Below are 12698 nucleotides of genomic sequence, written 5' to 3'. Positions count from 1 at the left end.
CTGACCGGCTACACCGCCCCCGCCCCGGTCAGCGCGCGGACCTCGGTCTCCGCATGCTTGGCGGCGTCGGGCGGCTCGGGTGACGTGACTGTGCCGATCCAGCCGGCCAGGAAGCCGAGCGGGACGGAGACCAGTCCGGGGTTCTCCAGCGGGAAGAACTGGAAGTCGACGCCGGGGAAGAGCGAGGTGGGACTGCCGGAGACGACCGGTGAGAGCAGGACGAGCAGCACCGCGGGGATCAGCCCTCCGTAGACCGACCAGACCGCCCCTCGCGTGGTGAAGTGGCGCCAGAACAGCGAGTACAGCAGCACCGGCAGATTGGCCGAAGCGGCGACGGCGAAGGCGAGCGCCACCAGGAACGCCACATTCAGATCCTGCGCGACCAGCCCGAGCACGATGGCGGCCACCCCGATCCCGGCCGCGGCGACCCGGGCCACGGTGACCTCGCTGTGCTGCTTCCGGCCCGGACGCCTGAGCGAGGCGTAGAGGTCGTGGGCCACAGAGGCGGACGAGGCGAGCGTGATCCCGGCGACGACGGCGAGGATGGTCGCGAAGGCCACAGCGGCGACCACCGCGAACAGGATCGTTCCCCCGGTGGAACCCTCACCGCCGCCGAGCACCAGGGCCAGCAGCGGGACTGCGGTGTTCCCGGCGGGATTCGACGCCCGTACGTCCGCCGAACCGACCAGCGCCGCCGCCCCGAACCCGAGCACGATCGTCATCAGGTAGAAGCTGCCGATGAGGCCGATCGACCAGACGACCGAGCGGCGGGCGGCGCGGGCGGTGGGCACGGTGTAGAAGCGCGACAGGATGTGGGGCAGTCCGGCCGTACCGAGCACCAGGGCCAGCCCGAGGCTGATGAAGTCGAATCGCGCGGTCCAGCTGCCGCCGTACTTGAGTCCGGGCGAGAGGAACTTCAGTCCGTGCCCGCTCCGTTCGGCGGCCGAGGTGAGGAGCGCGTTGACGTTGCCATGGAAATGGACCAGAACCAGCACGGTGAGCACGGTCGCGCCCATCATCAGCAGGACGGCCTTGACGATCTGGATCCAGGTCGTGGCACGCATCCCCCCGAAGGACACATAGATCACCATGAGCGCCCCGACCCCGATGACGGTCCAGGAGCGGGCGGCGTTGCTCGTACCGCCGAGGAGCAGGGCGACCAGGCTGCCCGCACCCACCATCTGCGCCACCAGGTAGAGCACGGAGACGGTGACGGAGGAGATCCCCGCCGCGATCCGCACCGGACGTTCCGCCATGCGCGCGGCCACCACATCCGCGAGGGTGAATCGGCCGCAGTTACGCACGAGTTCGGCGACCAGCAGCAGGACGACGAGCCAGGCGACGAGGAAGCCGACCGAGTACAGCATGCCGTCGTAGCCGAACAGCGCGATCAGACCGGAGATGCCGAGGAAGGATGCGGCCGACATGTAGTCACCGGCGATAGCGAAACCGTTCTCCATGGGTGAGAACAACCGACCGCCGGCATAGAACTCCTCCGCCGAGCCGTGCCGGCTGCGGCTCACCCAGGTGGTGATGGCGAGCGTCACGGCGATGAATGCGCTGAACAGAAGCAACGCCAGGGTCTGGTGATTCCCGCTCAACGCCCGATCCCCCGCGTCATCTCCTGGGTCTCCCACCGCAGATCGAGCGCCGCCCGGTCCCTGCGCAGCCGCGCATGACGTGTGTACGCCCCGGTGAGCAGGAACGTGGTGAGGAACTGCCCGAGCCCCGCGACCATCGCCACGTTGACGGCCCCGGCTACCGGACGGGCCATCAGTCCGGGTGCGGTGACCGCCGTGACAACGTAGGCGACGTACCAGACGACGAAGGCCAGGGTGGCGGGGACGACGAAACGCCGGTATCGACGCCGCACTTCCTGGAAGGCCTCGCTGCGCTGCACCTCCAGATAGATGTCTGCCGCGCTGTGGCTGCGCTGCGGGGCCACGGGCTCTGGTGGCCCGACGGGCACGAAGCCCCCCGCACCGTCCAGTTCGCCCCATCCGGAGGCCAGAGCGTCGTACCACGGGTCGTCGACTCGCATCGCTGCAGCGTCGCGCCCTGCTTCCTTCTCCACCGAACAACTCCCCTTGTCCACGGACCACTTCGGCCGCGTACCCAAGAATGGGCAGATCAGGAAGTTCTCGGGCACTTCATTCGCGCTCTTCACCTCTTCAGGTGAAGGATGCCCCGGGCGGGTGTGCGAGACCCCGAACGTACGCATAGCGCACGGCCTGCGCCCTGTCGCGCACCCCGGCCTTGGCGAAGAGATTGTTGATGTGACTCTTCACCGTGGCCTGCGAGATGTGCAGCCTGCGGGCGAACTCCTGGTCGGACATCCCCTCGGCGATCAGGGCGAGTACTTCCGCCTCGCGGGGCATGAGACCGTCCGGCAGTTGCGGCTGGGCAGGCAGCGGCCCGGCGGGGGCCGGAGCTGTGGTGACCCGCTCCGGCAGCCGACGCTGCACCACGGGCGAGAGCCCGGCCTCGCCCGACAGCACTGCCTGGATGGCCCGCACGATCTCGTCGCCCCGGCGTCCTTCGTGAGGTAGCCGCGGGCGCCCGCCTGCAGCGCTGGGAAGAGCGAGTCGCCATCCGCGAACGTCGTGAGGACCACCACCTGCGTGCCCGGACGCTCCGCGCGGATGCGCCGTGTCGCCTCCAGCAGGAGCGCGCGTACGGACCAGGCAACGACCGCCCGTGGGCGCGTGCGCCCCTGTCGGGAGAGCGCCTCCCGGGACGGCCGACTCGTCCCGGTAGCGCGCGTCACACACGGTCCTTCCACGCCGGCTGCGACGACAGACCGCCGGCAGCATCACCGTACGCCGGGCTCATCCCGAAGTGCGGAAAGGTTCAACACCTTCGACGCTACGGAAAATGCCAGGTCGGAGGATCGGCTCAGGGGTTGATCGTGGGTGGAGCCGCCGTCTCCACCCACGGGTGGAGACGGCGGCTGCCGGTCACGCGTCGATGCGCGAGCGGTCCAGCGTGGCGGCCGAGCTGGTGATGAATTCCTTGCGGGGCGCGACCTCGTTGCCCATCAGCAGATCGAAGACCTGCTCGGAGGATTCGAGGTCGCCGATGTTGATCCGCCGCAGTGTCCGGTGGCGCGGATCCATCGTGGTCTCGGCCAGCTGGTCGGCGTCCATCTCACCCAGACCCTTGTACCGCTGGATCGAGTCCTTGTACCGGACGTTCTTGCGCTGCAGCTCCAGCAGCGTCTGGCGCAGCTCGCCGTCGGAGTAGGTGTAGATGTACTTGTCCTGGCCCTTCTTCGGCTGGACCAGCTCGATCCGGTGGAGCGGGGGCACAGCGGCGAAGACGCGTCCCGCCTCGACCATGGGCCGCATGTACCGCTGGAAGAGCGTGAGCAGCAGGATACGGATGTGCGCGCCGTCGACATCGGCGTCCACCAGAAGGACGATCTTGCCGTAGCGGGCGGCGTCGATGTCGAAGGTCCGCCCGGACCCGGCCCCTATGACCTGGATGATCGCGCCGCACTCGGCGTTCTTCAGCATGTCCGAGACGGACGCCTTCTGGACATTGAGGATCTTGCCCCGGATCGGCAGCAACGCCTGGAACTCACTGTTCCGGGCGAGCTTGGCCGTGCCGAGCGCGGAGTCCCCCTCCACGATGAAGAGCTCGCTGCGGTCCACGTCGTCGCTGCGGCAGTCCGCGAGCTTGGCGGGCAGCGAGGAGGACTCCAGCGCCGTCTTACGACGCTGCGCGTCCTTGTGCTGTCGGGCCGCGATGCGCGTGCGCGCGGCGGCGACCGCCTTGTCCAGGACTGCCCTGGCCTGCGCCTTGGCATCACGCTTGGTGGAGGTCAGGAATGCCTTGAGTTCCTTGGCGACGACATTGGCGACGATCCGGTTGGCCGCCGAGGTGCCGAGGACCTCCTTGGTCTGGCCCTCGAACTGCGGCTCCGCCAGCCGTACGGTGACGACTGCGGTGAGGCCCTCCAGGGCGTCGTCCTTGACGATGTCGTCCTCGGCGACCCGCAGGAGCTTCGCGGAGCGGAGCACCTCGTTGACCGTCTTGGTCACGGAACGTTCGAACCCGGTCACATGTGTGCCGCCCTTGGGGGTGGCAATGATGTTGACGAAGGACTTGAGATTGGTGTCGTATCCCGTGCCCCAGCGCATGGCGATGTCGACGGCCAGCTCACGCGTGACCTCGGTCGCCGTCATGTGACCGCGCTCGTCCAGGACCGGCACGGTCTCCTTGAAGGTGCCCTGCCCGGTCAGCCGCAGCACGTCGCAGACAGCCTTGTCCTGGGCCAGGTACTCGCAGAATTCACTGATTCCGCCGTCGAAGCGGAACGTCTCCTCGGTCTTGCCCTCACCGTCGAGACCGCGTTCGTCGCGTACGACGATGGTGAGTCCGGGGACGAGGAATGCCGTCTGCCGGGCCCGCTGGTGGAGCGTCTCCAGGCCGAGCTTGGCGTCCTTGAGGAAGATCTGCCGGTCGGCCCAGTAGCGGACCCTGGTGCCGGTGCGCGCCTTCGGGACCCGCTTCCCCTTGCGGAGGCCGTTGGCCGGGTCGAACGGACTGTCCGGGCCCTGCTCCGTGAAGATGCCCGGCACCCCGCGCCGGAAGCTGATCGAGTGGGTCGCGCTGTTGCGGTCGACCTCGACGTCGAGCCGGGCCGAGAGCGCGTTGACCACGGAGGCTCCCACACCGTGCAGACCACCGGACGCGGCGTACGAGCCGCCGCCGAACTTGCCGCCGGCGTGCAGCTTGGTCATGACGACCTCGACGCCGGACAGTCCGGTCTTGGGCTCGACATCGACGGGGATGCCCCGGCCGTTGTCCCGGACCTCGACGGAGTTGTCCTCGTGGAGGATGACCTCGATGTGGTCGCAGTAACCGCCCAGGGCCTCGTCGACGGAGTTGTCGATGATCTCCCAGAGGCAGTGCATGAGGCCGCGGCTGTCGGTCGACCCGATGTACATCCCGGGGCGCTTGCGGACTGCCTCAAGCCCCTCGAGCACGAGAAGGTGCCGCGCGGTGTAGTTGGAGCCGTCTCGGTCGGCTCCGGTCAGCAGCGCAGTGGACGGCACGGACGTATCGGCGGTCACGCGGTTCGCTCCTCGCTGAATTTCATTTGGGGTCCAGGTGGGTAACGGGCTCGGCTTCGGTTGCCGTTGAGAGCCTACCGAGGCCTGGTAGAGCGGTTGTACCGCCTCCCTCAGGGAATGCTCACACTAGACCAGCCTCGCATACACGTTCGATCCCTCGTTGGAGTGACGCGCACATCACGTTCCCTTCGAGGCATGAACCATTTAGGCTCCGGGCACGTCCTCATGAACAAACCGGCAAGCCGGCCGGACGGACCGACCGACCCATACAAGCAACGCGAAACCGTAGCGCTACGCAATACGGCACATTCGCCGCCAACCGGCAACAGACAGCCATCTTGAGAAGAAGTTTCGAAGAAAAGCCACGAGCGGGAACGTTTTCGGCCTGGTTGGATGTTGACCCTGGTACGACAGCTCGTCGAGCTAGAGAAGAGGCGACGTGACTACTGTTCTGACCCCCGCGAGCCCGCTGACCGCAGCAGATCGCTGTGACCGTTGCGGCGCCCAGGCATATCTGCGCGTCGTCCTGATCAGCGGCGGTGAACTGCTCTTCTGCGCCCACCATGGTCGCAAGTTCGAGCCGGAACTCAAGAAGATCGCCGCGGAAATACAGGATGAGACGGACCGGCTGACGGCCGTGCAGGCCAATGCCGTCGAAGAGGAACAACACTGACACCTCGCATCCACGACGAGCCAGGGTCCGGCTCCGTACCGGCCGACGGGCGGCTCCCCCTACCGAGGGGGAGCCGCCCGTTCTCGTACCTACGGAGCGACGCCGGTCAGCTACTGCCCGCCATCCATCCCGCCGCCTCGGAGATCCTCGTGTAGACGCCGGGGCTTCCCGCCACCCCACAGCCATTCCCCCAGGACACCAGGCCGATGAGCCGCCCACCGGCCACCAGCGGCCCTCCGCTGTCCCCCTGGCATGCGTCGTGCCCGCCGTCCGGTTCGCCCGCGCAGAGCATCGTCGAAGCCTTGTACGCGGCGCCCCTGCCACCCGGGTAGGCCCGCTCACACGTGCTGTCCGGCAGAACCCTCACCTGGGCGGAGCGGAGTGACGTCACGTAGTCACCGTTCCCGGAGGTGTCCCCCCAGCCGTAGACGAGGGCTGTGCTACCCGGCTCATCGGCCCGGTCACCGGCTGTGGCCATCGGGATCACACTCTCTCCGGGGAGCGCGTCGGCCAGGGTGAGCACCGCCAGATCGCCGGAGTTGGTGGTGGGGTCGTACCCCGGGTTGATCCACGTCTCCTTGACCGCGACCTCCCGGCCACCGGAGCCGGTCAGCTCATCCCGCCCGGCAATGATCCGCAGGTCGTGCACCTGACTCACATCGATGCCGAGCGCCTCCCGGCTCAGACAGTGCGCGGCGGTCAGCACCTTCGTCGGCCTCACCAGCACAGCACCGCAGAAATGCCCCGCACGGGTACCTCCGAAACGGTTACGGCTGGTCAGTGCCACGACCCACGGACTGTCCTTGACATATGCCGGCTGCCCACCGATGACGATGCTGTCGGCAGCCGCCGGAACCAGGGACCCGAGCGGTATCACGGCTGCCGCGGCAACCAGGGCGAGCAGCCCGGTCATGGCGCGGACGACGGTACGGGACATGCGTACTCCTGACTCTGCGGTGGACCATGCCCACTCAGAGTCATCCAGCGTGTCGGCAACCGCACCCGCACATGCGTCGAGGGCCCGGTTCCTCGGAACCGGGCCCTCGACCTGCTTGCTCCCGCGACTCAGTCGAGGTAGTCGCGCAGCACCTGCGAACGCGACGGGTGGCGCAGCTTCGACATGGTCTTCGACTCGATCTGACGGATGCGCTCACGCGTCACGCCGTAGACCTTGCCGATCTCGTCGAGGGTCTTCGGCTGCCCGTCCGTGAGACCGAAGCGCATCGAGACCACGCCGGCCTCGCGCTCGGAGAGGGTGTCGAGCACCGAGTGCAGCTGCTCCTGGAGGAGCGTGAAGCTGACCGCGTCGGCCGGGACGACCGCCTCGGAGTCCTCGATCAGGTCACCGAACTCGCTGTCCCCGTCCTCACCCAGCGGCGTGTGGAGAGAGATCGGCTCACGACCGTACTTCTGGACCTCGATGACCTTCTCGGGGGTCATGTCGAGCTCCTTGGCCAGCTCCTCCGGGGTGGGCTCACGGCCCAGGTCCTGGAGCATCTGACGCTGCACACGCGCGAGCTTGTTGATGACCTCGACCATGTGCACCGGAATACGGATGGTGCGGGCCTGGTCGGCCATGGCACGGGTGATCGCCTGACGGATCCACCAGGTGGCGTACGTGGAGAACTTGTAGCCCTTGGTGTAGTCGAACTTCTCGACCGCGCGGATCAGACCGAGGTTGCCCTCCTGGATCAGGTCCAGGAAGAGCATGCCGCGGCCGGTGTAACGCTTGGCCAGCGAGACCACGAGGCGGAGGTTGGCCTCCAGCAGGTGGTTCTTGGCCCGGCGCCCGTCCTCGGCGATGATCTCCAGCTCGCGCTTGAGCTTCGGCGCGAGCTTGTCGGAGTTCGCCAGCTTGTCCTCGGCGAACAGGCCCGCTTCGATGCGCTTGGCGAGCTCGACCTCCTGCTCGGCGTTGAGGAGCGGGACCTTGCCGATCTGCTTCAGGTAGTCCTTGACCGGGTCGGCCGTGGCGCCTGCGACGGCGACCTGCTGCGCGGGCGCGTCGTCCTCGTCGTCGTCGGAGAGGACGAAGCCCTTGTTCTCGCCCTCGCCCTCCTCGTCGTCGCCCTTGCCGACCTGTACTTCCTCGACAGCCTCGTCGCCGTCGAGGAGCTCGTCGGCGTCCTTCTTACCGGCCTTCTTCGTTGCAGTCTTCTTGGCCGCCGTCTTCTTCACGGCGGTCTTCTTGGCAGCCGTCTTCTTGGCTGCCGCCTTCTTCGCAGGGCTGGCCGCGGCAGCGTCGTCGGCCACCACGTCCACGGTCTCGGCCGACGGGGCGGCGGTGGCCGCGACGGTCCTCGTCACGGTCGTCTTGGCCGCGACAGTCTTGGTGGCGGTGCGCTTGACCGGGCTCTTCGCTGCGACGCTCTTGCGGGCGCGCTTCGGCGACTCCGCGGCACTGACCATCAGCGTCACACCCTCTTCCTCGAGGATCTGGTTGAGGCTGCGCAGAACATTCTTCCACTGGGTTGGCGGAATCTGGTCAGCCTCGAAGGCCCGACGCACGTCATCGCCGGCGATCTGCCCATCAGCCTTTCCCCGCTCGATGAGCGCCATCACAGACTCGGACTCGACGATCTCCGGCGGGAGCGTACGGGATGTGCTGGCCGACACGAACAACCTCTCGGAACGATGGAAAACGGCTTCCGGCCCGGCCCTGGAGAGAGCTGGAGCCGACGACCGTCGGGCTGGGAATGTACCGACGGCGCGGGTTTGGCCTCAGAACTGCACAGCGCCGTCAATGGCTGCTGTATTCCTTCCGCGGCGGTCACCTCTTAGGTCATCGCACTGCCTCAAGGAGTGTTACGCCCAATCCGCGTGGCCCGAGTCACACCCCATGTGCGGCGAATGCGACCAAGGGTGACATCCCTCAACAATTGAGCCGCCGGACCGCGAGGGTCCGGCGACACATGGTTCGTACACCCTGGCCGTACCGTGGTCAGTGCTCGCGCGGCGCCGGCACCACCCGGTCCACCTCGGGGTGGACGACGAGCAGTTGACGCATGGCCGCCTCGGCACCCGCCGCGTCGCCGGTCGCGAGGGCGTCGACGATCCGGCCGTGGTGACCGAGGGACGCCTCGGCGGGGCGGTCACAGCCGGTGACCGGACCACCCGAGACCTGGAGGGCGGCGGAGACGATGCCGGAGAGATGTTCGAGCATGCGGTTGCCGGCGGCCTGGATCAGCAGGGAATGGAACTCGGCATCGGCCCGCGAGTAGGTGATCACGTCGCCTTGCGCGAGCGCGTGCCCCATGATCTCGACCATGTCACCGAGCCGCTGCTGAATGTCCTCACGGCCGTGACCGGCGGCAAGGCGAGCGGCGAGCGGTTCGATCGTCCAGCGGAGCTCACCCAGCTCACGACGCTGGTCGTCGCGCTGCGGACCGAAGGCTCGCCATTCGATGATGTCGGGATCCAGCAGATTCCAGTCACTGACCGGACGGACCCGGGTACCCACGTTGGGCCGGGCGCTGACCAGCCCCTTGGCCTCGAGAACGCGCAGAGACTCACGTACGACCGTGCGGGACACCTCGAAGCGCTGGCCGATCTCCTCGGGCACGAGCGGGCGATCGGCACCCAGATCACCGGAGACGATCATCTGACCGAGCTGCTGAACGAGCTGTCCGTGGAGGCCACGGCCGCGGCTGGCCGAACCCCGCCGGCTCGCTCGCCCCAGCTCTGCATCGGTGCCGTCCCACGAACGGATGGCGGCGCGCTCGCCGGCCGGCGCCTCCGTATAGGGGTAGCGGTCGAGTTCACCCGAGCCGGCGAGGCCGGAATCGACGGAGCGGGCGGCGGTCATCATGGTGTGCGCAAGGGTACTCACGCATCCTTTGTCGGCGCGGCTCGCCCGCCTCTTGAGGTCTTTGGTGAAAAGCACACGAAAGGGTGATCGGCGCCCACCCCCCAATTGACGCCTTATCTGCATAAAACGGGCACGCTCAAGGGAGTTAAGAGCCTCGCGACCAGGTGGTCGCGCTCCCTGATCACCAACGGACCCTGCCGCGAAGGCCGGTGAACACATACGCGCAGACGAGGATCGAGAGCGACAACGACAGCGCCGCCCCCACGGGGTGCGCAACCACGCGCACCCCCGCCATCACCCAGGAATCCATCCCGTTCGGCCACTGCACCCAAGCCAGTTCGCGGAGCCTGCCGGGGAGCCCCGGTGCCGAATGACCGGCCGCCCCCGACAGCACCCTGCGCACGAGCGGAACGACGAGCACGGGCACAGCAAGCACCGCGGCGACCCCGGCGGCTGTCACCCGGAAGATTCCGGCGGCCAGCAGACCCGCCCAGGCGCAACCCACGTTCAGGCCCACCCAACTCACTGCGGAAAAAGCCGCATTCGACGGAAAGCCGACCAAGTCGCCTCCGTACACAAGACGGAGCGCCTCGGCGGAGGCCGCCGCAACGATCAGAGCGAGGAGCAGCGCGACGCCCGCGGAGACCGCCAGCTTGGCCATGAGCAGACCGAGCCGGCGGGGGACGGTGCCCCGGCCCGCCGCAAGCGCGGGGTAGCGGAACTCGTCGCCGAAGGAGAGCGCGCCGAGCAGCCCGGCGCCGACAGCAGCAGGCGGCAGGGGCAGCACCTCGGGCCAGGCGGCAAGCACGTTCGGCAGCGGGGCATGGCCGGTGCGGGCGAGCAGGACGGAGAGCCCGACCGAGACGACCAGAACGGCCGCCATGATCAACGTTGTTGTCCTGACGCCGAAGAGACGGCGCAGTTCGTAGCGGACCGGCCGGTGCGGGCCACGGGCCGATCGCCGGCGGATGGACGGTACGTGTTCCGACCCCGGGACGGGCGATGCCGTCCGCGGCGCAGCTTCCGGCCCGTAGGCAGTCGGCTCCGGTTGCGCCCGTGCCGCGTCCGGGCCTGACGCGGGTGACGCCCGCCCCGGCGATACAGCCTTCGCTTCCGGAGCGGTGGCCGTTGCCGGGTCCGGAGCGGTGGCCGCTGCCGGGCCGGTGTCGGCGATCTCGTCGGCGAGCTGATGAACGGGTACACCGTGACGGTATGCGGTGTCGCCGATCTCCGCGCACGTGCTGCCGTACACCGAGAGGCGGCTGCCCGCTTCGGTGACCACCTCGACGGAACGCCGGGCCGCGCGCGCCTCACGGCTCACGACTGCGGCGAGTCGTGCGGCGTGCGGAGTCCGGACCACGACGCGGGGGCGCAGCCGGGTACGCGAGAAGTCGACGGCGTCCTGGTCGGAGACCAGCCGTCCGGCGTCGACAGTGACCACATGGTCGGCCGCGCGCGCCGCCTCCTCGGGGTCACAGGTGGTGTAGAGGACCGTGCCTCCCTGCGCGGCATGGGCACGCAGGAACCCGTGCAACCAAGCGTTCTCGCGCGGCGAGAGCCCCTCTCCGGGATCGTCGAGAATCAGCGCGTGCGGGTCTCCGAGCAGCGCAGACGCGAGACCCAGCCTGCGGTCCATGCCGAGCGAGAGCGCTCCGAGGCGCTGGTCGCCGAGCCCGGCGAGGCCGACAACATCGAGCAGTTCGTCGGCCCGGGAGGCGGGTACACCCACTGCGGCGCTGAGCATACGGAGCTGACCACGGGCGGTGCGGACGGGATGGCCGGGTACGTCCCCGAGGAGCACTCCCACCTCACGGGCGGGATGCGGGATGCGGTGCAGTGGTCTGCCACGAAAGTAGGTGACTCCGCGCCCCGACTCGATTTCGAGCATCAGACGGAGGGCTGTGGTCTTACCGGAACCGGGAGCGCCGAGGAGTGCCGTGACGCGGCCGGATCCGGCTTCGAAGGTGAGGTCGTCCACGGCGGGCGGACGGCCGCGGTGGGGGGCGCTGGTGAGTCCGATGGCCTGAAGCATCGCTTCTCTCGCGGGAGGTGAAACCGCTCGGCGGCAGGGCGAATACCGCAGCACGATAACCCGTCATATCGGACTTTTAGCGCATCATCGGTCCTGCGGGCGTTCCGCGAGGTCAGACTTCGGGCCTCAGCATCGGCGGATTGAGCACGGTGGCCGCGCCGGCCCGGAAGAGCTGGGCGGGGCGCCCGCCCTGGCGGGTGGTCGTTCCGCCCGCAGGCACCAGGAAACCGGGGGTGCCTGTCACCTTGCGATGGAAGTTCCGCGGATCCAGAACCACCCCCCAGACTGCTTCGTACACCCGGCGCAGCTCTCCGACCGTGAACGCAGGCGGGCAGAAAGCGGTGGCCAGCGAGGAGTACTCGATCTTGGAACGCGCCCGCTCGACGCCGTCGGCGAGGATCTGCGCATGATCGAAGGCGAGCGGGGCGTGCTGCTCACCCTCGCGGCCGAAACCGCCCTCCGGCCCGAGCAGATCCTCGACGGGCGCCCACCGTGCACTGTTCGCGTCGCCGCCGGCGCGGGGAGCGGGCAGGTCGGGGGCGAGCGCGAGGTGAGCGACGCTGACGACCCTCATCCGGGGGTCGCGCTTGGGGTCGCCGTAGGTGGCGAGCTGTTCGAGGTGGGCGCCGTTGCCGACTGCCGGAGTCGCCGGGTCCTGCGCGCACAGTCCGGTTTCCTCGACGAGCTCACGCGCCGCCGCGGCTCCGAGGTCCTCATCGGCTCTCACGAAGCCACCGGGAAGTGCCCACCTCCCCTGGAACGGGGACTCGCCGCGGCGAACCACCAGCGCACAGAGCGCATGACGGCGCACGGTGAGCACAACCAGGTCGACGGTGACAGCGAAGGGCGGGAAGGTCGACGGGTCGTAGGGCGGCATGCCGTGATCATAGTCGTCTGCCTGACGATAAACACTCCCTTCGTCATGATCTTCATCCACCCCGGCCCCGGAAACTGGTCGGCTTGCCGCCCGCGCGACGGGAGGCGTCCTCCGGCAGGCAACGGCAGCACCCCGCAGGCCGTTGTGTGCCGGGGCGCAGAAGCTGCCACCGGCGGCTCCCCTCGTCGCTCCTTTCGCGGCTCTTTCCGCTCTCGCTTTCTGTGCCCGCT

Annotated in this window: 9 protein-coding genes and 1 pseudogene; 1 reads left to right on the top strand and 9 read right to left on the bottom strand. The window is 68.5% G+C overall.

The features are described 5' to 3' along the window. Window positions 1-8: 8 nt before the first annotated feature. From ACFU6I_RS18500 to ACFU6I_RS18485, 4 genes and pseudogenes are all read right to left on the bottom strand, one after another. Window positions 9-1601: a cation acetate symporter gene (locus tag ACFU6I_RS18500; RefSeq protein ID WP_384367532.1), complete on the bottom strand. Its 1593-nt coding sequence runs from the start codon at window positions 1599-1601 to the stop codon at window positions 9-11. Next, entirely contained in the window at window positions 1598-2041 is a 444-nt protein-coding gene (locus ACFU6I_RS18495) for a DUF485 domain-containing protein (protein WP_384367529.1), read from the bottom strand. Before ACFU6I_RS18495 ends, ACFU6I_RS18500 begins: the two co-directional genes overlap by 4 nt. A 130-nt stretch (window positions 2042-2171) precedes the next feature. Next, a pseudogene (locus ACFU6I_RS18490) lies at window positions 2172-2662 on the bottom strand (LuxR C-terminal-related transcriptional regulator); the annotation flags it as partial. A gap of 295 nt (window positions 2663-2957) precedes the next feature. Continuing rightward, window positions 2958-5078 carry a type IIA DNA topoisomerase subunit B gene (locus ACFU6I_RS18485; RefSeq protein ID WP_384367526.1) on the bottom strand — a complete coding sequence of 707 codons (2121 nt, stop codon included), beginning with the start codon at window positions 5076-5078 and terminating at the stop codon, window positions 2958-2960. Window positions 5079-5517: 439 nt separating this feature from the next. Between ACFU6I_RS18485 and ACFU6I_RS18480 the strand changes: the two genes are divergently transcribed. Next, complete coding sequence (locus ACFU6I_RS18480; RefSeq protein WP_037701300.1) at window positions 5518-5751, top strand: hypothetical protein; 234 nt, start codon at window positions 5518-5520, stop codon at window positions 5749-5751. A 106-nt stretch (window positions 5752-5857) separates the two neighbouring features. Here the strand turns inward: ACFU6I_RS18480 and ACFU6I_RS18475 are convergent, their stop codons facing one another. The 5 genes from ACFU6I_RS18475 to ACFU6I_RS18455 all read right to left on the bottom strand — a co-directional run bounded on the left by ACFU6I_RS18475 (window position 5858) and on the right by ACFU6I_RS18455 (window position 12468). Beyond that, window positions 5858-6688: a S1 family peptidase gene (locus ACFU6I_RS18475; RefSeq protein ID WP_384367523.1), complete on the bottom strand. Its 831-nt coding sequence runs from the start codon at window positions 6686-6688 to the stop codon at window positions 5858-5860. A 128-nt stretch (window positions 6689-6816) separates the two neighbouring features. Next, window positions 6817-8367 carry an RNA polymerase sigma factor gene (locus ACFU6I_RS18470; protein WP_384367520.1) on the bottom strand — a complete coding sequence of 517 codons (1551 nt, stop codon included), beginning with the start codon at window positions 8365-8367 and terminating at the stop codon, window positions 6817-6819. A gap of 325 nt (window positions 8368-8692) precedes the next feature. Beyond that, window positions 8693-9580 (bottom strand): FadR/GntR family transcriptional regulator, encoded by an 888-nt coding sequence (locus tag ACFU6I_RS18465; protein ID WP_384367517.1) that lies wholly within the window; start codon window positions 9578-9580, stop codon window positions 8693-8695. Between the two features lie 160 nt (window positions 9581-9740). Next, window positions 9741-11591 carry an ATP-binding cassette domain-containing protein gene (locus ACFU6I_RS18460; protein ID WP_384367514.1) on the bottom strand — a complete coding sequence of 617 codons (1851 nt, stop codon included), beginning with the start codon at window positions 11589-11591 and terminating at the stop codon, window positions 9741-9743. Window positions 11592-11703: 112 nt separating this feature from the next. Beyond that, on the bottom strand, window positions 11704-12468 hold the full coding sequence (locus ACFU6I_RS18455) for an NUDIX domain-containing protein (protein ID WP_384367511.1): 765 nt from the start codon (window positions 12466-12468) through the stop codon (window positions 11704-11706). Window positions 12469-12698: the final 230 nt, after the last annotated feature.

It is taken from the genome of Streptomyces sp. NPDC057486 (genome assembly GCF_042802415.1).
In the GTDB taxonomy this organism is placed as follows: domain Bacteria; phylum Actinomycetota; class Actinomycetes; order Streptomycetales; family Streptomycetaceae; genus Streptomyces; species Streptomyces yanii.
This window is presented reverse-complemented; position numbering and strand designations above follow the sequence as displayed.

Coding starts and splice junctions, on each gene's coding strand:
- ACFU6I_RS18495 (WP_384367529.1), bottom strand. CDS start 2,041: ATGCGAGTCGACGACCCGTGGTACGACGCTCTGGCCTCCGGATGGGGC.
- ACFU6I_RS18460 (WP_384367514.1), bottom strand. CDS start 11,591: ATGCTTCAGGCCATCGGACTCACCAGCGCCCCCCACCGCGGCCGTCCG.
- ACFU6I_RS18455 (WP_384367511.1), bottom strand. CDS start 12,468: ATGCCGCCCTACGACCCGTCGACCTTCCCGCCCTTCGCTGTCACCGTC.
- ACFU6I_RS18475 (WP_384367523.1), bottom strand. CDS start 6,688: ATGTCCCGTACCGTCGTCCGCGCCATGACCGGGCTGCTCGCCCTGGTT.